Raw genomic sequence first — 19071 nt, forward strand, 5'->3', positions numbered from 1 at the left:
TTCACTCCCGTGGTTCCAGCCCCTGCAAGGCTATACCCGTCCAGGCTTGCCGACATAGGCATTCGCGACATCCGGCGACGAGTCCTGGGCAGCCTTACGCGCGGCAGTCTAGCGCGCCGCGACATTGTTGCGGTGCACAAAAATCACTAGATAAAGAGAGACAAACAGGGGTGAATGCGATGAGTGAAACCAGCCATCATGTCGTTGTCGTCGGCGCAGGGTTCGGCGGTCTCGAACTCACCCGGGCGCTGGCCGGCGCACCCGTGCGCATCACCATGGTCGACAAGCGCAACCATCACCTTTTCCAGCCGCTGCTTTACCAGGTGGCGACCACCTCGCTGGCGACCTCGGAAGTTGCCTGGCCGATCCGTCATCTGCTGCGCAAGCGCGAGGACGTGACGACCCTGCTCGGCAACGTCACCGGCGTCGACCGTCCAGGCAAACGCGTGCTGCTTGAGGACGGCAGTTCTGTTCCCTACGACACGCTGGTGCTCGCCACCGGCGCGCGTCATGCTTATTTCGGCCACGACGAATGGGAGCCTTTCGCGCCCGGGCTGAAGACGCTCGAAGACGCAACCACCATTCGGCGGCGCATCCTGCTCGCCTTCGAGCAGGCCGAGCGCGAGACCGATCCGGCCAAGCGCCAGGCACTGCTGACACTGGTCATCGTCGGCGGCGGCCCGACCGGCGTGGAGCTTGCCGGCACCATTGTCGAACTCGCGCATGAAACGCTGCGCGGCGAATTCCGCAACATCGACACGCGTGAGGCGCGTGTGGTGCTGGTCGAGGCCGGAGACAGGATCCTCGCCAATTTCGCGCCAAAGCTGTCCGACTATGCGCGCAAGGCGCTGGAGCGGCGGGGCGTCACGGTCGAGCTTGGCCGCGCCGTCACGCGCCTCGATGCCGAAGGCGTCGTCTTTGGCGATACGCATCTGCCGGCGCGAACCATCCTGTGGGCCGCCGGCGTGGCGGCTTCCCCCGCGGGAGAGTGGCTGGGCGCGCCGGTGGACCGGGCGGGCAGGGTAATGGTCGAGCCCGATCTGACCGTGCCGAACAGTCCTGAAATCTTCGTCATCGGCGACACCGCGCATGTCTTGCGGCCGGACGGCAAACCGGTGCCCGGCGTGGCGCCCTCGGCCAAGCAGGAGGGCAAGCATGTCGCCGCGACGATCAGGGCGCGGCTGGCCGGCGATGGCGCGCCGCGGCCTTTCCGCTACAAACATGCCGGCGACCTGGCGACGATCGGCAAGTGGGCAGCCGCGATCGATTTCGGCTCGATCAAGCTCACGGGATGGCTTGCCTGGTGGCTGTGGGGCGTGGCGCATATCTACTTCCTGATCGGTTTCCGCAACCGGCTCTCGGTGTCGCTTAGCTGGCTATGGATCTATTTCACCGGCCAGCGCAGCGCGCGGCTGATCACCCAGGGCGACGATGACAAGGGCTGAGGTTCTCAACCGCGGCCAAGGATATTCATCCAGCCGTCACCTTTTGCTGATCGACTGACTTCCCGATGGACATGGCCGGTTTTCGGCGCGAAGCTTCCGCCCGGGGCTGGGATCTTGTCACGTCGCTGGGAAGGAAAACCAATGCCGCATCTCAATTACCCCGTCTCCCGCCGTAGTTTTCTTGCCGGTACGGCCGCCAGCGGGGCGCTGATCATGCTCCATCCGTTTTCCGCCCGCGCGCAGGCCAATCAGGCGCATCTGAGGATTATGGAGACCACCGACATCCATGTGAATGTGCTGCCTTACGACTACTACGCAGACAAAGCCAACGACACGATGGGCCTGTCGCGGACGGCCTCACTGATCGCGGCGGTGCGCAAGGAAGCCACCAATGCGATGCTGATCGACAATGGCGATCTTTTGCAGGGCAATCCGATGGGCGATTACATCGCCTATGAGAAGGGCCTCAAGGAAGGCGATCTGCATCCGATCATGAAGGGCATGAACCTGCTGGGCTATGAATGCTCGACGCTCGGCAATCACGAGTTCAACTACGGCCTGTCGTTCCTCGACAAGGTGCTGGCCGGGGCCAATTTCCCGTTCGTCTGCGCCAATCTGATCCGCGGCACCGAGCTTGCCGCCAACCCGCGCGACGACAAGCTCTACCTCAAGCCCTATGTCATCCTCGACAAGAAGATCAAGGACGGGTCGGGCGCCGAGCAGCCGATCAAGATCGGCATCATCGGCTTCGTGCCGCCGCAGATCATGGTCTGGGACCTGAAGAACCTGGAAGGCAATGTCAGGACGCGCGATATCGTCGAGGCGGCCAGGGCCTGGGTTCCGCAGATCAAGGAGGAGGGCGCCGACATCGTCATCGCGCTCTCGCATTCCGGCATCGATATCAAGCAGGGCGACGGCATGGAGAACGCCTCCTTCTTCGTCGCCGGCGTCGAAGGCATCGATGCGGTGTTCACCGGCCATCAGCATTTGGTCTTCCCCGGCAAGAAGGATTTTCAGGCGCTCGAAGGCGTCGACACCGAGAAAGGCACGCTGCAGGGCAAGCCCGCCGTGATGGGCGGTTTCTGGGGCTCGCATATGGGACTGATCGATCTGCTTCTGGAACGGGACGGATCGAAATGGCGCGTAGCCTCGGCCACATCGGAGGCAAGGCCGATCTACCAGCGCGTCGACAAGGCAAACAAGCCGACGGTGGCGGACGACCAGCGCGTCGTCGATGCGCTGAAGGCGGACCATGAGGCGACACTTGCCTATGTCCGCCGACCGGTCGGCAAGACCTCGGCGCCGCTCTATTCCTATTTCGCGCTGGTCGCCGACGATCCGTCGGTGCAGATCGTCAACCAGGCGCAGAGCTGGTACCTCAAGGACATATTGAAGAGCACGCAGTGGAAGGATGTGCCGCTGCTGTCGGCGGCAGCACCCTTCAAGGCCGGCGGGCGCAACGGCGCCGACTACTATACCGACGTGCCGGTGGGCGACCTCGCCATCAAGAACGTCGCCGACCTCTATCTCTATCCGAACACGGTGCGCGCCGTCGAAATCACCGGCGCGCAAGTGAAGGAATGGCTGGAAATGTCGGCCGGCATTTTCAGGAAGATCGAGCCGGGCAAGGCCGACCAGGCGCTCATCGACACCGAATTCCCGTCCTACAATTTCGATGTGATCGATGGCGTCAGCTACGGAATAGACCTGTCGCAGCTGCCGAAATACGATGCCAAGGGTGGCGTCGCCAATGCCGGCTCGAACCGCATCGTCGGCCTCAGCTTCGACGGCAAGCCTATTGATCCGGCAGCGAAATTCGTCGTCGCCACCAACAATTACCGCGCCGGCGGTGGCGGCAATTTCCCCGACATCAATGCCTCGAAGATCATCTACGAGGCGCCGGACACCAACCGCGACGTGATCGTGCGCTACGTCGTCAGCGAAGGCACGATCAATCCCTCGGCCGACGACAATTGGTCGTTCACGCCGCTGCCCGGCACCAGCGTCGTGTTCGAGACCGGCCCCAAAGCGAAGGATTTTATATCGGGAGTGAAATCGCTCAAGATCGAGCCGGCCGGCGAGGGCGAATCCGGGTTTGCGAAGTATCGCATCCTGCTTTGAGGCAACGTGCAGCTAACAGGGAAAACGAGCGGGCATACGCCCGCTCAATCACGCTTCGGATCAGGCCTTGTAGACCACCTGGCGCACGTCGATGTAGCTGGCCCTGAAGCCGGCTTCGCAATAGTGGAGATAGAATTCCCAAAGCTTCTTGAAGCGGTCGTCGAAGCCGAGCGGGACGATCTTTTCCCACGACGCCCAGAAGCGGTTGCGCCATTCGGCAAGCGTGCGGGCATAGTCGTCCGGAAAGACGCGCTCGCGCAGATGGGCAAGGCCATGGTCGCTGCCCAGCGTCTTCAGGATCGACGGCGTCGGCAGCATGCCGCCTGGGAAGACATAGCGCTGGATGAAATCCGGCCGCGCCCGATAGGTGTCGTAAGCGGCCTCGTTGATGGTGATGATCTGCAGGCCGGCGGTGCCGCCGGGCCTCAGGCATGCCTTCATCTTGCCGAAAAATACCGGCCAATATTTTTCGCCGACCGCCTCGAACATCTCGATCGAGGCGATGCGGTCGTAAGTGCCCGTTTCGTCTCGGTAATCCTGCAGCTTGATGTCGACCTTGTCAGACAGTCCCGCCTTCTGGATGCGCGCCTTGGCGAAATCGTGCTGTTCGCGGCTGATGGTCAGGCCGGTGACGCGGCAGCCGATCTCGCGCGCGGCAAATTCGGCAAAACCACCCCAGCCGCAGCCGATCTCGAGCACATGGTCCTTCTTGCCGATACCCGTATCCTTGGCCAGCGCGCGGTATTTGGCGGCCTGAGCGCTTTCCAGGTCGTTGGCGCCGGTCGCATAGAGCGCCGACGAATAGGTCATGCTGGGATCGAGCCATTGCTTGTAGAAGGCGTTGCCGAGATCGTAATGCGCCGAGATGTTGCGCTTCGAGCCTGTGCGGGTGTTTTCGTTGAACCAGTGGCGGATGCGCTGGACCGTGTTGATGAGCCAGCTGGCGCCGCCGGCAATGCGTTCGCCAACGGCCGAGTTGACGACGAACAGTTCCAGGAAGCTGGTTACATCAGGGCTTTCCCAGTCGCCGTCCATGTAGGATTCGGCAACGCCGATGGTGCCGCCGGAAAAGGCACGGCCGGGCAGGCGCCAGTTCTTCAACACCAGCTCGGCATCCGGCCCGGGTCCGTTGCCGCCGACAAGCACCGCCCGGCCATCCGGCATCCTCACCTTCAGCGAACCGCGCGGCAATTTCATCGCCGCCGACAGCACCATGCGCGCCTTGGCCGGCAGGCCCTTGACGATCTCGGCGAAATTGAGTTCGTCCAGCCTGATGGCGTCGCCGATGCCTTTGTATTCCCTGACAGCCATCTCACACCCCCCTGGACTTCCGCGGGGGCGGCGCAAGATCTGCCGGCCTCCACATCCTCCACTTTCATTCGCCAGGCGCGAACGCCGTAGCCTGCTTAAATTTTCGCCACAATCTTCCATGGCATTGGCCGAAACTTCAAGAGGCAAGCTTCGTGCGGCGCTGGCCCAGCTTGCCGGCCTGAGGCCAGAATCCGCGGGAGAGCGCGGCCCTCGGCGAAATCGCTATGGTTACGAACAGCCACATACGTTAGTTTCAGCCATGCGTTATGTCATCGTCATCGTCGCCATCGCCTTTTTCCTGATCTGGGACGGCCTCTACAATCAGGGCCGCTATCTCGACACGACGGTCAGGGAGATGTCGCGCGTCGTGCGCTACGTCACCGGCGGGGCCTAGCTTTTGCGCCTCTGCAAAGTCGCCTGCCGGCGTTGCCGGGCGCGACATCGTGGCGGTTGACGCGACGGTCCCGCTCACACAAAACATGCCGCAAATCGAACGTGGAGGCAGGCGTGATCCGGCATATCGTTTTCTTCAGCGCGCGGCGCAAGGACGATGTCGAGGCCGTGCGTACGGGCTTGCTCACACTGGGCAAGATCCCGCATTCAAGCCTCTTCGAGGTGACGCTCAACACCAAGGTCGATCCGCTGTCGGATGCGATCGACGTGGTCGTCTATGCCGAGTTTGAGGATGATGCCGCGCTTGCCGCATACAAGGCGCACCCGCTCTATGCCGAGACGACCAGCCGGGTCAAACCCTTGCGCGAATTGCGCTATTCGGCCGATATCGTGGCGACGGCCTGATCGGGCCGGCAAGAGGCCTTGAACCAATTTCGGGAATGATGCACACCGCGCCGGCATGACCAGCACGACCCATCCGCTTGACCATCTGGTGCTGCCGACGGCGAGCCTCGCCGTGGCGTGGGCGCGGCTGACATCGCTTGGCTTCATCGTCGCGCCAACCGGCGTTCATCCCTTTGGCACCGAAAATTGCTGCGTCTTCCTTGCCGACGGCACCTATCTCGAACCGCTAGCGGTTGGGAATGAACAGGTGGCAGCGAGTGCGATCGCCGGCGGCAATGTCTTTGTCGCGCGCGACCGCCTCTATCGCGCCAGGCTGGGCGATGAGGGCTTTTCCGCCGTGGTGCTGGCCACCGATGATGCCGATGCGGATCATGCGCGCTATGTCTCGGTCGGTCTGTCGGCGGGGGACGTGCTGAGCTTTTCCCGCGCCTTCACCGACACGGCCGGAAAGAGCGACATGGCCTCGTTCAAACTGGCTTTCGCCGCCGGCGCCGAGACGACGGACGCCTTTCTGTTCGCTTGCGAGCGGATCAACGCCCCTCAAATCGACCGTACGGCACTGCAGGCCCATGCCAACGGCGTGACCGGCATTGCCGAAGTCGTTGCGGTCAGCGATGTGCCTTCCACACAGATCAGCCTGATCTCGACAGTGGTTGGCTCGGAGCAGCAGAGCAGCGCGGTCTTCGACCTGCCGAATGCGCGTCTGACCGTTCTGGATCCTGCGGCTTTCACCGCGCGCTTCGACATTCCGGCCGGTGCGCCGACAAGAGTTCGCTTCGCCGCGATTGTCTTTTCAGTCCGCAGTGTCGGCGCTGTCGCGAGGCTGCTTGCAGACAACGCCGTCGGGCACGATATAGCGGGCAACGAAATCGTCGTGCAGCCGGCATCCGGACAGGGCGCGGCTTTCATCTTCCGGGAGACCCCATGAGCAAGCCGCAAGGGCTCAATTCGCTGGCGCCGAATTCGTCGGTAACCGTCGGCAACGTCGTCTTCGACAACAGCGGGCCCTTGGCGTTGATCGCCGGCCCGTGCCAGTTCGAATCGCGCCAGCACGCTTTCGACATGGCCGGCGCGCTGAAGGAACTGACCGGCAAGCTCGGCATCGGCCTCGTCTACAAGACCAGCTACGACAAGGCCAACCGCACCTCGCTGTCGGCAACGCGCGGCGCCGGCATGGACGCGGCGCTTCCGGTGTTCGACGAGTTGCGCAAGGAATTTTCGGTTCCCATTCTGACCGATGTCCACACCGAGGAGCAGTGCGCGATCGTCGCACACCATGTCGATGTGCTGCAGATTCCGGCGTTCCTGTCGCGCCAGACCGACATGCTGGTCGCCGCCGCCAAGACCGGCAAGGTGATCAACGTCAAGAAGGGGCAGTTCCTGGCGCCCTGGGACATGAAGAACGTGGTGGCCAAGATCACCGGCTCCGGCAACCCCAATGTGCTGACCACCGAGCGCGGCGCTTCCTTCGGCTACAACACGCTGGTGTCGGACATGCGGGCTTTGCCCGTGATGGCCGAGATCGGCGCGCCGGTGATTTTCGACGCCACCCATTCGGTGCAGCAGCCGGGCGGGCAGGGCGGTTCCTCCGGTGGCGAGCGCCGCTTTGTCGAGACGCTGGCGCGGGCTGCCGTTGCCGTCGGCGTCGCCGGCGTGTTCATAGAGACCCACCAGGATCCCGACAATTCGACCTCCTCCGACGGGCCCAACATGCTGCCGCTGAAGGACATGCCGGCGCTGCTCGAAAGACTGATGGCATTCGACCGCATCGCCAAGAATGCTGCTGACCTGAACCGAGGCTGATGGTTTCGGCTATGGCGCGCGCGCTGCCCTGCTTGTGGAAGGCATAAGCCGGCTGTAGGCTCGCTGCTGCAAATGAGCGTCTTGGCAGGAGGAAGCCATGTCCGTCGCCCGCGTCACCGAAATCACGTCGTCGTCGAAAAAGAGCTTTCAGGACGCCATCGAGAAGGGGATTGAGCGCGCCTCAAAGACCCTGAAGAACGTCGAAGGCGCCTGGATCCAGGACCAGAAGATCGTCGTCGAGGACGGCAGGATCGCGGCCTATCGCGTCAACATGAAGGTGACGTTCATCCTCGCGGAGTAACCGCCCGCCGCTCGAAAGAACGGGAACTTTCGCCCGCGCCCCTCATTGTCAAAGTATCGATCAACGACATGAGGAGCAGCAGCCATGACCACCCAGACAGGCCACACCGAAGCCATCGCCGCTTCGCGCGTCATCGGCACGTCGGTCTACAACACCGAAGGCACGAGCATCGGCAGCATCGAGGACATCATGCTCGACAAGACGTCGAACGGCATCATGTTCGCGGTGATCGGGTTCGGTGGATTTCTCGGCATTGGCGAGAAGTATCACGCCATTCCGTGGGCGAGCCTCGACTATGACGAGGACAAGGGCGGCTATGTCGTGCCGTTCTCGAAGGAGCAGCTGAAGGCAGCACCCGCCTATTCGATCAATGAACTGGCCGGCGCCGATGGCGAGGCCGCGCGTGATGCTTCCTATGATTACTACAAGGTCACGCCGTATTGGCATTGATCAGCTGCGCTGACGCCTGACGTGAAAAGGCCCCCGAATTCCGAAACGGGGGCCTTTTCAGTGCAACCCGACAGTTTCTAAATTATTCTGCCGCATGAAACGTGGACAGCTGCGTCGCCGCCCTTGGCGGCTGCTGCGTATCGCAGGACGTCAGGAACGCCGCCGCGATCAGGAACAAACTCACGATACCGCTCAACTCGGACATGGCGAAACTCCTCCTGTTTCGCCCCGCGCATCACCATCCTAGTCGACACAGAGATTGTTATCTCTGAATTATGATGACGTGGTGTTGTCGAACGTGATCCGAGGCATGCTCAGCCGAGGAGTCCGGCATTCTTCACCGCCTTGAAAACCTTTTCGTGCCAGGCGATCCGATCCGCTTCGCCATTGGCCTGCGTGGTTGAATTGGCGTTGCCGACGTTGATCGCGCGCGAGATCTTTTTGATCAGGCCGGAATCAGCAAAGGCATTGCAGCCTGAGCCTTTCCATTCGGCGCAAGCTGCGAGCAGCGAAATCTGCGGATCCTCGATCAGTTCAGGATGATTGGCGAGGTCGACCTTGGCGAGCTTGCCCTTGGCCGTGTACGCGTCGCGTCCGGTGGTCTGGAACGTACCGCCGCCGCGGAAATTAAAGCCGTCCAACGTTCCTTTCACATTGCCCATGCGGTCGCCATAGGCCCAGTCGCCCAGGGCTTGCGGCTTGCGCAGCAGGTTGTCCTCGATCCACTGATCGGTCTTGCCCGCGGCTCGCGACCTCCATGCTTTCCGGATTGCCGCCACGGTCGTGTAGGACAGGGATTCGCGAATGAGGGTGAAGCCACCGGTTTCCATCGCCGCTTGAGCGAAGAAATGCATCAGCCGATCATAATTGTTGCACACGCCATGATCGCCAAGTGTCTTGAGGCCCTTGTCGGAGGTAAAGGCGCCGATGTAACCGTCATAGATTGTTCGCTTGGAACCGCTTGTCGGTCTCGGCGCGAATTTCTGGAAGACCGCTGCCGGCAAACCCTTGTTCGGATCGCCCGCAACCGCTTCGAGCACGCTCTCGACACTCTCGGTCGACAGCACCGGTTCGCCTTCGACGACCACCGAAGCATTGGGAATTCGCTTGCCGTTGCTTTTCGGGAAGCCACCGCCGGCAAAGGTTTTCAGATCGTCAATGAGGGCGATTACGCGTGTCCGGCTCTCCGTGAAATCCATGTCGGAAAGCGGACCACTCACCTTCTTCGTCGGGTTGATGCATCCGACGCTGGACAGGAAATTGACGCCCGGATGGATCAGGATTTCGGTGCGCTTGTTGGTCTTCAGCAGTTCGAGTCCAGGTTTGGGTGGCGTCTTGGCGCCAGTGTAGCCTATGGTCACATATTTGCCTCCGGCCTGTGTCGCCAGCGGATAGGTGCCGGGCTCGATGCGCCTGCCATTGTCTTCTTTGGAATTGTCGCCTGGGCCGCGAGATTCACACACGAACCCCGATAGACCCGTTACTGCCGTGCCGTTGTGGAAGACTTTATAGGTACCAACCGTCCTGCGTCTGGTGCCCCTCATATGCTCGACTTTGCGGCTAATAAGAAGTTCCCAGCCAGTGCCTGAAATCGCTGCCATTGCCGCCTCCCCAAAGAGTTCAAGTGTGTTGATTTCACTGTGGTCGCCAAATAGTTCGCGTTGTAGATGTGACGCTAACATCTTCGAATTCTCTGCATTGTGAAGTTTGTCACGTTGGCGGTAGCCTCTTTTGAAGCATCTGCTGGAGTTTGCGTGCCGCCTGGTATTTTGTGATAAGGGATTGCCGCGATCAAAGGGGAGGGGCACCCGCCCCATGCGGCGCCAGACATATGACGTCAGGGCGGGCTGTTTGCGTTCAGATGGCGTCGCCCATGCCCCACGGCCTGAGCGCATGGGGCGATCGTCACTATTATTTCATGCCATTCCTGATTGCCTTTTGCGGCACTTTGGCTAAGAGGGGCGCGACGCTTTCAATCGATCAATCGGGGACATCGCAATGACCGCCATCATCGACATTGTCGGGCGTGAAATCCTGGACAGCCGTGGAAATCCGACCGTCGAGGTCGACGTCGTTCTCGAAGACGGCTCGATGGGCCGCGCCGCGGTGCCGTCCGGCGCGTCGACCGGCGCGCATGAGGCCGTCGAACTGCGCGACGGTGGCGCCCGCTATCTCGGCAAGGGCGTGCTCAAGGCGGTCGAGGCCGTCAATGGCGAGCTGTTCGAGGCGATCGGCGGCATGGAAGCCGAGAACCAGATCCACATTGACCAGACCATGATCGAGCTCGACGGCACGCCCAACAAGAGCCGGCTCGGCGCCAACGCCATTCTCGGCGTTTCGCTGGCGGTCGCCAAGGCAGCAGCGGAAGCCGCCGGCCTGCCACTCTACCGCTATGTCGGCGGCACCAAGGCGCATTTGCTGCCGGTGCCCATGATGAACATCATCAACGGCGGCGCGCATGCCGACAATCCGATCGATTTCCAGGAATTCATGATCCTGCCGGTCGGCGCGCCGACGCTGCGCGAAGGCGTGCGCTGGGGCTCGGAAATCTTCCACACGCTGCGCAAGAAGCTCAAGGATGCCGGCCACAACACCAATGTCGGCGACGAAGGCGGCTTCGCGCCCAATCTGAAGAGTGCGCCGGTGGCGCTCGATTTCATCATGGAATCAATCGAGAAGGCCGGCTTCAAGCCGGGCGAAGAGATCGCGCTCGGTCTCGACTGTGCGGCGACCGAATTCTTCAAGGACGGCAATTACGTCTATGAGGGCGAGAAGAAGACCCGCGATCCCAAGGCGCAGGCCAAGTACCTGGCCAAGCTCGCCGCCGACTATCCGATCATCTCGATCGAGGACGGCCTGGCCGAGGACGACTGGGAGGGCTGGAAGTACCTGACCGATTTGATCGGCAACAAGACGCAGCTGGTTGGCGACGACCTCTTCGTCACCAACACGGCGCGGCTGCGCGACGGCATCCGCATGGGTGTCGCCAATTCGATCCTGGTCAAGGTCAACCAGATCGGCTCGCTTACCGAAACGCTCGACGCTGTCGAGACCGCGCATAAGGCAGGCTACACCGCAGTCATGTCGCACCGTTCGGGCGAAACCGAGGATTCGACCATCGCCGACCTCGCCGTCGCCACCAATTGCGGGCAGATCAAGACCGGTTCGCTGTCGCGCTCGGATCGCATGGCCAAGTACAACCAGCTGATCCGCATCGAGGAAGAGCTCGGCAAGCAGGCGCGCTACGCTGGCAAGTCGGTGGTCAAAGCCTAAATTCTGCCGAACTGGCGAAAACGATGGAAGGGCGGGATTTTCCCGCCCTTTTTCGTTGCGGCCGCTGGCTAATGCACCTGTCCGTAACCGTCCATTAAGCACAATCGAGCGACAAATGGCGGTCAAAGGATTGCGACCATGTGGACACGCCAGCACAAGCAGAGAAACACCGGCCGGCTGATCATCCCGTCGCTTTGCGTGGCGTTCCTGGCCTATTTCGGCTTCCATGCCTATCATGGCGAGTTCGGCATCAATTCCAAATATCAGCTCGAAGCGCAGACCATCGAATTGCAGGCCAAGTACGATGCCATCAAGGCGCGCCGGATCGATCTGGAGCGGCGCGTCCAGCTATTGCATGAGGGCACGCTCGAAAAGGATATGCTCGACGAGCAGGCACGCCGGGCGCTCAATCTGTCCCAGCCCGATGAAATCACCATCATGCTGCCGGCCAATTCGAAATAACCGAATTTCGGTTAATCGCTGTTATCTCTAATGATTCTGGGCGTTTAGGCGCATGCCAGCCATGCGTTTTTCTGCATGGCGAAACACGGTCTCGCATGTTAGCTTCCTTCCAATCGGTGGGGAGGAGCTGATCCTCCCCGGAGCAGACATGGTCTGCTTTAGTGTCCGCGAAGAGACGCCAACAGGGAGTGATGCATGGCCACCGCCGCCAAAAAAGCGCCTGCCAAATCCGTTAAATCGACATCCGCCAAATCAACGGGGCTTTCCGCCCCCAAGCCGGCCGACTTCACCAAGGACGAGGAGCTTGCCGCCTACCGGCACATGCTGCTTATCCGTCGCTTCGAGGAAAAGGCCGGCCAGCTCTACGGCATGGGCTTTATCGGCGGCTTCTGCCACCTCTATATCGGCCAGGAAGCGGTCGTCACCGGCATGAAGATGTCGCTGATCAACGGCGACCAGATGATCACCGCCTATCGCGACCATGGCCACATGCTGGCGATGGAACTGTCACCGCGGGGCGTCATGGCAGAGCTGACCGGACGCCGTGGTGGCCTGTCGAGGGGCAAGGGCGGCTCCATGCACATGTTCTCCAAGGAGAAGCATTTTTACGGCGGCCACGGCATTGTCGGCGCGCAGGTCTCGCTCGGCACCGGTCTCGCCTTCGCCAACCGCTACCGCGACAACAACAATGTGTCGCTGACCTATTTCGGCGATGGCGCTGCCAATCAGGGTCAGGTCTATGAAAGCTTCAACATGGCCTCGCTGTGGAAGCTGCCGGTGATCTACATCATCGAGAACAACCGCTACGCCATGGGCACTTCGGTGTCGCGCTCGTCGGCCGAAACCAATTTTTCGCATCGCGGCGCCTCGTTCAAGATTCCCGGCATTCAGGTCGACGGCATGGATGTGCGTGCGGTCAAATCCGCCGGCGATCAGGCGACCGAATGGTGCCGTGCCGGCAACGGTCCGATCATCCTCGAGATGCAGACCTATCGCTATCGCGGTCACTCGATGTCGGATCCCGCGAAATACCGCTCCAAGGAAGAAGTGCAGAAGATGCGCTCGGATCATGATCCGATCGAGCAGGTCAAGGCGCGGCTGACGGCCAAGAAGTGGGCGACCGAGGACGAGCTCAAGAACATCGACAAGGAAGTCCGCGACATCGTCGCCGACGCTGCCGAATTTGCCCAGCACGACGCAGAGCCGGATCCGTCCGAGCTCTGGACCGACATCGTATTGTAACGGGAGGGCAAGGACATGCCGATCGAAATTCTCATGCCCGCTCTCTCGCCGACCATGGAAGAGGGCAATCTTTCCAAGTGGTTGAAGAACGAGGGCGACAAGGTCGTCGCCGGTGATGTCATCGCCGAGATCGAAACCGACAAGGCGACGATGGAAGTCGAGGCCGTCGATGAAGGCACGATCGGCAAGATCGTGGTTCCCGCAGGCACCGAAGGCGTCAAGGTCAATGCGGTGATCGCCGTGTTGCTGCAGGACGGTGAAAGTGCAGGCGATGTCGAAAAGAGCGGCAAGCCTGCCTCCACCCAGGATGCCGTTTCCGCTGGCGGTCAGCGGACCGATGCAGCCGAGGAAGGTTCAAAAGCGGCTCCCCAGGATGCCGGCGAGGCTCCGAAGGCAGTTCCCGCCGCTCCGGCGGCCAAACCTGCGGCCGATCCCGATATTCCCGCCGGCACCGAGATGGTCTCGACCACGGTGCGCGAGGCCTTGCGCGATGCCATGGCCGAGGAAATGCGCCGCGACGGCGATGTCTTCGTCATGGGCGAGGAGGTCGCGGAATACCAGGGCGCCTACAAGATCACGCAAGGCCTGCTGCAGGAATTCGGGCCGCGCCGCGTGGTCGACACGCCGATCACCGAGCATGGCTTTGCCGGCGTCGGCGTGGGTGCGGCAATGGCCGGCCTGAAGCCGATCGTCGAATTCATGACCTTTAATTTCGCCATGCAAGCGATCGACCAGATCATCAACTCCGCCGCCAAGACGCTCTATATGTCGGGCGGCCAGATGGGCGCGCCGATCGTGTTCCGCGGCCCGAACGGGGCTGCCGCCCGCGTCGGCGCCCAGCATTCGCAGTGCTATGCCGCCTGGTACAGCCATATTCCCGGCCTGAAGGTGGTGATGCCGTACACGGCTGCCGACGCCAAGGGCCTGCTCAAGGCGGCGATCCGCGATCCGAACCCGGTCATCTTCCTTGAAAACGAAATCCTCTACGGCCAGTCCTTCGACGTGCCGAAGCTCGATGATTTCGTGCTGCCGATCGGCAAGGCGCGCATTCACAAGCAGGGCAAGGACGTCACCATCGTCTCGTTCGGCATCGGCATGACCTACGCCATCAAGGCGGAAGCCGAACTGCGCGGCATGGGCATCGATGCCGAGATCATCGATCTCCGGACCATCCGCCCGCTCGACCTCGACACCGTCATTGCCTCCGTAAAAAAGACCAACCGCCTGATCGTGGTGGAAGAAGGTTTCCCGCAAAGCTCGGTCGGCGACCACATCGCCAATCAGGTGTCGCAGCGCGCCTTCGATTTCCTCGACGCGCCGGTCATCACCATCGCCGGCAAGGACGTGCCGATGCCCTATGCGGCGAACCTCGAAAAGCTGGCCTTGCCCAATGTCGGCGAGGTCATCGAGGCGGTCAAAGCCGTCACGTATCGCTGAGCCGGTCGGGAGGACATCATGCCAATCAACATCACCATGCCGGCGCTGTCGCCCACGATGGAAGAGGGCAATCTTTCCAAGTGGTTGGTCAAGGAAGGCGACAAGGTTACGCCGGGCGACGTGATCGCCGAGATCGAGACCGACAAGGCGACGATGGAAGTCGAGGCCGTCGATGAGGGCACGGTCGCCAAGCTGGTCGTTCCGGCCGGCACCGAAGGCGTCAAGGTCAACGCGCTGATCGCCATTCTGGCCGGCGAAGGCGAGGATGCTGGTGCAGCGGCAAAGGGCGGCGGCGATGCCGCGCCCGCGAAAGCCGATGCCAAGCAGGATAAGGCGTCAATCTCCCCACCCGTGGGGGAGATGTCGACGAAGTCGACAGAGGGGGGCGCTGCCCCGCCGACCTCTCAGTCTGTCGCGCCCCCCTCTGGCCTGCCGGCCATCTCCCCCACAAAGGGGGAGATCAGCCAACCGTCAGGCGAGCGCACCTTTGCCTCGCCGCTGGCTCGTCGCATTGCCAAGGATGCTGGTGTGGACGTGTCCGCCGTGACCGGCACCGGTCCGCATGGCCGCGTCGTCAAGGCCGATGTCGAGGCGGCGATCGCCGGTGGCGGCGCCAAGGCCGCGCCCGCCGCGAAAGCAGCATCTGCCGGCGCTCCGGCGTCTGCGCCGGCTCCGGCACCCAAGGCGATGTCGGACGAACAGGTGCTGAAGCTGTTTGCCGAAGGGTCCTATGAGCTCGTCCCGCACGACAATATGCGCAAGACCATTGCGCGCCGGCTGGTCGAGGCCAAGACCACCATTCCGCATTTTTACCTGACACTCGACTGCGAGCTCGATGCGCTGCTGGCGCTGCGCACACAGATCAATGCGGCTGCTCCGACGAAGAAGACCGACAAGGGCGAGGCTCCCGTCTACAAACTCTCGGTCAACGACATGGTGATCAAGGCGATGGCGATGGCGCTGATGGCGGTGCCGGATGCCAATGCATCGTGGACCGAAAGCGCCATGGTCAAGCACAAGCACGCCGATGTCGGCGTTGCCGTGTCGATCCCCGGCGGCCTGATCACGCCGATCATCCGCCACGCCGACGAAAAGACGCTGTCCACCATCTCCAACGAGATGAAGGATCTGGCGAGCCGTGCCCGCAGCCGCAAGCTGAAGCCTGAGGAATATCAAGGCGGCACGACGGCGGTTTCCAATCTCGGCATGTTCGGCATCAAGGACTTTGCCGCCGTCATCAACCCGCCGCATGCGACGATCCTGGCGGTGGGTGCCGGCGAGCAGCGGCCGGTGGTCAAGAACGGCGAGATCAAAATCGCCAATATCATGTCGGTGACGCTGTCGACCGATCACCGCGCCGTCGACGGTGCGCTCGGCGCCGAACTTCTGGTCGCCTTCAAGCGCATGATCGAAAATCCGATGGGCATGCTGGTCTAGGAAGGAAAAAGGCTGTGCGGAAATTCGTCACCAGCCTTTTCGCCCTGATCCTTTCCGGCCTGGCCGGCGGGCTGGTGGCGCTGTGGCTGGCAATCGTCACCAATGCGAATTCCGAATACATCCTGGTCTTCATGGTTTCGGCGCTGGTCACCATCGTTGCGACGGTGGCGTTTTTCATCGCGCAGTTGGTGCCAAACCCGCAAAGGGCGATAAACCTGACGGGGCTTGTTGGGATTGCGTTGTTCGTGCTGGCCGGAATCGGCCTGATCGCCTGGACCTTCTCGCAGCCGCCGGGCAAGGCCCAGTGGTCGGGCGATCTTCATTTTGGCGCCGGCCTGGTGTTGCCGAGCATCGCCACGGTCATTGTGCAGTGGCTGTTCGTTGGATGGCGCGTGCGGCGCGGGCTTAGGGCGGAGGCGGGTGCGGGTGCATGAAGACGATCCTCTGCTACGGCGATTCCCTGACCTGGGGCTATGACGCGGCGAGCCTCGGGCGTCATGCGCTGGAAGATCGCTGGCCGAGCGCGCTCAAGGCGGCGTTGGGCGACGACGATATCGAAGTCATTGCCGAAGGTCTGAACGGCCGCACCACGGCTTTCGACGATCACCTGGCTGGTGCCGACCGCAATGGCGCCAAGGTGCTGCCGACGATCCTGACCAGCCATGCGCCGCTCGACCTGATCATCATCATGCTCGGCGCCAACGACATGAAGCCCTGGATCCACGGCAATCCGGTCGCGGCCAAGCAGGGCGTGCAGCGGCTGATCGACATCGTGCGCGGCCACGATTATCCGTTCGACTGGGCCGCGCCGCAAATCCTGATCGTCGCGCCACCAGCGGTCAGCCGCACCGACAATGCCGAATTCAAGGAAATGTTTGCCGGCGGCGACGAGGCCTCGAAGCGGCTGGCGCCGCAATATTCCGCGCTCGCCGACGAGGCTGGCTGCGGCTTTTTCGATGCCGGCACGGTGGCCGAGACCACACCGATCGACGGGGTCCATCTCGATGCCGAAAACACGCGCAATATAGGTGACGCATTGGCGCCATTGGTGCGTGTGATGCTGGAACTCTAGAGAAAATCAGGGAGAAACCCCGTGGCAGAATCCTACGACGTTATAATCATCGGCTCGGGCCCCGGCGGCTATGTCACGGCGGTGCGCTCCGCCCAGCTCGGCTTCAAGACTGCCATCGTCGAGCGCGAGCATCTCGGCGGCATCTGCCTCAACTGGGGCTGCATCCCGACCAAGGCGCTGCTGCGCTCGGCCGAGATCATGCACTATTCCGATCATCTGAAAGACTACGGCCTGAAGCTCGAAGGCGGCAAGGTCAGCGCCGACACCGCCGCTGTCGTCGACCGCTCGCGCAAAGTGTCGTTGAGGCTCAATGGCGGCGTCGCCTTCCTGATGAAGAAGAACAAGGTCGACGTTATCTGGGGCGAGGCCAAGCTCTCCAAGCCCGGTGAGATCGTCGTCTCCAAGACGGCGAAGAAGCCGATGGAGCCGCAGCCGCCGGTGCCGAAGGGCGTCAAGGGCGAGGGGACCTATACCGCCAAGCACATCATTCTCGCCACCGGCGCCCGGCCGCGCGCGCTGCCCGGCATCGAGCCGGACGGCAAACTGATCTGGACCTATTTCGAGGCGATGGTGCCGAAGGAGATGCCGAAATCGCTGCTGGTCATGGGTTCGGGCGCCATCGGCATCGAGTTCGCCTCCTTCTACCGCACCATGGGCGCCGAGGTGACGGTGGTCGAGCTTTTGCCGGCGGTGATGCCGGTCGAGGATGCCGAGGTCTCGAAATTCGCGCAGAAGCAGTTCGAGAAGCAGGGCATGAAAATCATCCTCGAGGCCAAGGTGACCAAGGTCGAGAAGGGCACCAACTCGGTTACCGCACATGTCGAGATGAAGGACGGCAAGGTCGAGAAGATCACCGCCGACCGCATGATCTCGGCCGTCGGCGTGCAGGGCAACATCGAGAATCTCGGCCTCGAGACGCTCGGCGTGAAGACCGATCGCGGCTGTGTCGTCATTGACGGTTACGGCAAGACCAATGTGCCCGGCATCTACGCCATCGGCGATGTCGCCGGGCCGCCTATGCTGGCTCACAAGGCTGAGCATGAGGGCGTGGTCTGCATCGAAAAGATCGCCAATTTCCCGGGCGTGCATGCGACAGACAAGCTGAAGATCCCGGGCTGCACCTATTGCAACCCCCAGGTCGCATCGGTTGGGCTCACCGAAGCCAAGGCCAAGGCCGAAGGCAAGGACATTCGTGTCGGCCGCTTCCAGTTCGGCGCCAACGGCAAGGCGATCGCGCTTGGCGAGGACCAGGGCTTCATCAAGACCATCTTCGAAAAGAAGACCGGCCAGCTGCTCGGCGCGCATATGGTCGGCGCCGAGGTGACGGAGCTGATCCAGGGCTTTGTCGTGGCGATGAACCTGGAGACCACCGAGGAAGAACTGATGCACACCATCTTCCCGCATCCGACGCTGTCGGAGATGATGAAGGAAAGCGTGCTTGATGCCTATGGCCGTGCGCTCAACGCGTGATAAATTGGTGCTGCGAGACTCAGACGCATGCGCCGGAGGAACCTTACGGCAAGACAGTTCGTTTCCGGATGCATTTTCACCTGACACTGGAGGAGTTGGCATATGGACGTGAATGGCGTGGGCTGGATTGCGGCCATCATCATCGGCGGTTTGGCCGGGTGGCTGGCCGAGATGGTCATGAAGAGCAATACCGGCGTCTTGATGAACATCATTATGGGCATTGTCGGCGCGGTGGTGCTGAACGCAATTCTCAGGGCGCTCAACATCGAACCCTTCGGTGTCGGCTGGCTCGCCTACCTGATCACCGGCTTCATCGGCGCCTGCCTGCTGATCTTTGCCGGGCGGCTGATACGCCGCTAAAACGGCTCGCCGTTTTATCTCGTTCTTCTGACGCAATTCCGGACGGAAAACCGTGTCACATTTTTCCTGGAATTGCTCTGGATCCCCGC

General features: G+C 61.9%; 20 protein-coding genes. 17 read left to right on the top strand and 3 right to left on the bottom strand.

Annotated features, from left to right (window positions below; genetic code table 11):
* Positions 1 to 179 precede the first annotated feature (179 nt).
* A complete protein-coding gene (locus tag NKJ78_RS16670; protein ID WP_023696082.1) occupies positions 180 to 1445 on the top strand; it encodes an NAD(P)/FAD-dependent oxidoreductase in 1266 nt (421 codons plus the stop codon).
* Between the two features lie 141 nt (positions 1446 to 1586).
* Positions 1587 to 3566 carry a bifunctional 2',3'-cyclic-nucleotide 2'-phosphodiesterase/3'-nucleotidase gene (locus tag NKJ78_RS16675; protein ID WP_023738884.1) on the top strand — a complete coding sequence of 660 codons (1980 nt, stop codon included), beginning with the start codon at positions 1587 to 1589 and terminating at the stop codon, positions 3564 to 3566.
* A 60-nt stretch (positions 3567 to 3626) separates the two neighbouring features.
* Here the strand turns inward: NKJ78_RS16675 and NKJ78_RS16680 are convergent, their stop codons facing one another.
* Positions 3627 to 4877 (bottom strand): SAM-dependent methyltransferase, encoded by a 1251-nt coding sequence (locus tag NKJ78_RS16680; RefSeq protein ID WP_023696084.1) that lies wholly within the window; start codon positions 4875 to 4877, stop codon positions 3627 to 3629.
* Between the two features lie 259 nt (positions 4878 to 5136).
* On the opposite strand from NKJ78_RS16680, the gene NKJ78_RS16685 reads away from it, so the two are divergent.
* From NKJ78_RS16685 to NKJ78_RS16710, 6 genes are all read left to right on the top strand, one after another.
* Positions 5137 to 5271: a hypothetical protein gene (locus tag NKJ78_RS16685; RefSeq protein WP_023696085.1), complete on the top strand. Its 135-nt coding sequence runs from the start codon at positions 5137 to 5139 to the stop codon at positions 5269 to 5271.
* A 113-nt stretch (positions 5272 to 5384) separates the two neighbouring features.
* Positions 5385 to 5675: a Dabb family protein gene (locus NKJ78_RS16690; protein WP_023696086.1), complete on the top strand. Its 291-nt coding sequence runs from the start codon at positions 5385 to 5387 to the stop codon at positions 5673 to 5675.
* A gap of 55 nt (positions 5676 to 5730) precedes the next feature.
* Positions 5731 to 6603: a VOC family protein gene (locus NKJ78_RS16695; protein ID WP_023738883.1), complete on the top strand. Its 873-nt coding sequence runs from the start codon at positions 5731 to 5733 to the stop codon at positions 6601 to 6603.
* Positions 6600 to 7478 carry a 3-deoxy-8-phosphooctulonate synthase gene (gene kdsA, locus NKJ78_RS16700; RefSeq protein WP_027050832.1) on the top strand — a complete coding sequence of 293 codons (879 nt, stop codon included), beginning with the start codon at positions 6600 to 6602 and terminating at the stop codon, positions 7476 to 7478. Before NKJ78_RS16695 ends, kdsA begins: the two co-directional genes overlap by 4 nt.
* Before the next feature lie 97 nt (positions 7479 to 7575).
* Positions 7576 to 7779 (top strand): dodecin family protein, encoded by a 204-nt coding sequence (locus NKJ78_RS16705; protein ID WP_023668908.1) that lies wholly within the window; start codon positions 7576 to 7578, stop codon positions 7777 to 7779.
* Between the two features lie 84 nt (positions 7780 to 7863).
* Positions 7864 to 8229 carry a PRC-barrel domain-containing protein gene (locus NKJ78_RS16710; protein ID WP_023668909.1) on the top strand — a complete coding sequence of 122 codons (366 nt, stop codon included), beginning with the start codon at positions 7864 to 7866 and terminating at the stop codon, positions 8227 to 8229.
* Positions 8230 to 8311: 82 nt separating this feature from the next.
* Here the strand turns inward: NKJ78_RS16710 and NKJ78_RS16715 are convergent, their stop codons facing one another.
* Entirely contained in the window at positions 8312 to 8434 is a 123-nt protein-coding gene (locus NKJ78_RS16715) for a hypothetical protein (protein WP_023668910.1), read from the bottom strand.
* 109 nt (positions 8435 to 8543) lie between these two features.
* Positions 8544 to 10124 (bottom strand): glycoside hydrolase family 19 protein, encoded by a 1581-nt coding sequence (locus tag NKJ78_RS16720; RefSeq protein WP_352459013.1) that lies wholly within the window; start codon positions 10122 to 10124, stop codon positions 8544 to 8546.
* Positions 10125 to 10227: 103 nt separating this feature from the next.
* Here NKJ78_RS16720 and eno point away from each other — a divergent pair, with 103 nt between their 5' ends.
* The 9 genes from eno (at position 10228) to NKJ78_RS16765 (ending at position 18982) form a co-directional block, all read left to right on the top strand.
* Positions 10228 to 11502: a phosphopyruvate hydratase gene (gene eno, locus NKJ78_RS16725; protein WP_023682561.1), complete on the top strand. Its 1275-nt coding sequence runs from the start codon at positions 10228 to 10230 to the stop codon at positions 11500 to 11502.
* A gap of 138 nt (positions 11503 to 11640) precedes the next feature.
* Positions 11641 to 11964 (top strand): FtsB family cell division protein, encoded by a 324-nt coding sequence (locus tag NKJ78_RS16730; RefSeq protein WP_023805233.1) that lies wholly within the window; start codon positions 11641 to 11643, stop codon positions 11962 to 11964.
* A gap of 195 nt (positions 11965 to 12159) precedes the next feature.
* Positions 12160 to 13206 carry a pyruvate dehydrogenase (acetyl-transferring) E1 component subunit alpha gene (gene pdhA, locus NKJ78_RS16735; RefSeq protein ID WP_023682559.1) on the top strand — a complete coding sequence of 349 codons (1047 nt, stop codon included), beginning with the start codon at positions 12160 to 12162 and terminating at the stop codon, positions 13204 to 13206.
* A 15-nt stretch (positions 13207 to 13221) separates the two neighbouring features.
* On the top strand, positions 13222 to 14643 hold the full coding sequence (locus NKJ78_RS16740; RefSeq protein WP_023696091.1) for a pyruvate dehydrogenase complex E1 component subunit beta: 1422 nt from the start codon (positions 13222 to 13224) through the stop codon (positions 14641 to 14643).
* Between the two features lie 18 nt (positions 14644 to 14661).
* Positions 14662 to 16080, top strand: a complete 1419-nt coding sequence (locus tag NKJ78_RS16745) for a pyruvate dehydrogenase complex dihydrolipoamide acetyltransferase (RefSeq protein WP_023738881.1) — start codon at positions 14662 to 14664, stop codon at positions 16078 to 16080.
* A gap of 14 nt (positions 16081 to 16094) precedes the next feature.
* A complete protein-coding gene (locus NKJ78_RS16750) occupies positions 16095 to 16514 on the top strand; it encodes a hypothetical protein (RefSeq protein ID WP_023738880.1) in 420 nt (139 codons plus the stop codon).
* Entirely contained in the window at positions 16511 to 17152 is a 642-nt protein-coding gene (locus NKJ78_RS16755) for an SGNH/GDSL hydrolase family protein (RefSeq protein ID WP_023738879.1), read from the top strand. The genes NKJ78_RS16750 and NKJ78_RS16755 overlap by 4 nt, the downstream gene beginning before the upstream one ends.
* Before the next feature lie 21 nt (positions 17153 to 17173).
* On the top strand, positions 17174 to 18622 hold the full coding sequence (lpdA, locus tag NKJ78_RS16760) for a dihydrolipoyl dehydrogenase (protein ID WP_023696093.1): 1449 nt from the start codon (positions 17174 to 17176) through the stop codon (positions 18620 to 18622).
* 102 nt (positions 18623 to 18724) lie between these two features.
* The gene (locus NKJ78_RS16765; RefSeq protein ID WP_023668920.1) at positions 18725 to 18982 is read left to right on the top strand and encodes a GlsB/YeaQ/YmgE family stress response membrane protein; all 258 of its coding nucleotides are present in this window, start codon (positions 18725 to 18727) and stop codon (positions 18980 to 18982) included.
* Positions 18983 to 19071: the final 89 nt, after the last annotated feature.

Source organism: Mesorhizobium sp. M0037, assembly GCF_040323635.1.
GTDB lineage: Bacteria > Pseudomonadota > Alphaproteobacteria > Rhizobiales > Rhizobiaceae > Mesorhizobium.

What these genes read in the sequence shown, in the direction of transcription:
- NKJ78_RS16670 (WP_023696082.1), top strand. Translation starts at nt 180, where the DNA reads ATGAGTGAAACCAGCCATCATGTCGTTGTCGTCGGCGCAGGGTTCGGC.
- NKJ78_RS16675 (WP_023738884.1), top strand. Translation starts at nt 1,587, where the DNA reads ATGCCGCATCTCAATTACCCCGTCTCCCGCCGTAGTTTTCTTGCCGGT.
- NKJ78_RS16680 (WP_023696084.1), bottom strand. Translation starts at nt 4,877, where the DNA reads ATGGCTGTCAGGGAATACAAAGGCATCGGCGACGCCATCAGGCTGGAC.
- NKJ78_RS16685 (WP_023696085.1), top strand. Translation starts at nt 5,137, where the DNA reads ATGCGTTATGTCATCGTCATCGTCGCCATCGCCTTTTTCCTGATCTGG.
- NKJ78_RS16695 (WP_023738883.1), top strand. Translation starts at nt 5,731, where the DNA reads ATGACCAGCACGACCCATCCGCTTGACCATCTGGTGCTGCCGACGGCG.
- kdsA (WP_027050832.1), top strand. Translation starts at nt 6,600, where the DNA reads ATGAGCAAGCCGCAAGGGCTCAATTCGCTGGCGCCGAATTCGTCGGTA.
- NKJ78_RS16705 (WP_023668908.1), top strand. Translation starts at nt 7,576, where the DNA reads ATGTCCGTCGCCCGCGTCACCGAAATCACGTCGTCGTCGAAAAAGAGC.
- NKJ78_RS16710 (WP_023668909.1), top strand. Translation starts at nt 7,864, where the DNA reads ATGACCACCCAGACAGGCCACACCGAAGCCATCGCCGCTTCGCGCGTC.
- NKJ78_RS16715 (WP_023668910.1), bottom strand. Translation starts at nt 8,434, where the DNA reads ATGTCCGAGTTGAGCGGTATCGTGAGTTTGTTCCTGATCGCGGCGGCG.
- NKJ78_RS16720 (WP_352459013.1), bottom strand. Translation starts at nt 10,124, where the DNA reads ATGCGCTCAGGCCGTGGGGCATGGGCGACGCCATCTGAACGCAAACAG.
- eno (WP_023682561.1), top strand. Translation starts at nt 10,228, where the DNA reads ATGACCGCCATCATCGACATTGTCGGGCGTGAAATCCTGGACAGCCGT.
- NKJ78_RS16730 (WP_023805233.1), top strand. Translation starts at nt 11,641, where the DNA reads ATGTGGACACGCCAGCACAAGCAGAGAAACACCGGCCGGCTGATCATC.
- pdhA (WP_023682559.1), top strand. Translation starts at nt 12,160, where the DNA reads ATGGCCACCGCCGCCAAAAAAGCGCCTGCCAAATCCGTTAAATCGACA.
- NKJ78_RS16740 (WP_023696091.1), top strand. Translation starts at nt 13,222, where the DNA reads ATGCCGATCGAAATTCTCATGCCCGCTCTCTCGCCGACCATGGAAGAG.
- NKJ78_RS16745 (WP_023738881.1), top strand. Translation starts at nt 14,662, where the DNA reads ATGCCAATCAACATCACCATGCCGGCGCTGTCGCCCACGATGGAAGAG.
- NKJ78_RS16755 (WP_023738879.1), top strand. Translation starts at nt 16,511, where the DNA reads ATGAAGACGATCCTCTGCTACGGCGATTCCCTGACCTGGGGCTATGAC.
- NKJ78_RS16765 (WP_023668920.1), top strand. Translation starts at nt 18,725, where the DNA reads ATGGACGTGAATGGCGTGGGCTGGATTGCGGCCATCATCATCGGCGGT.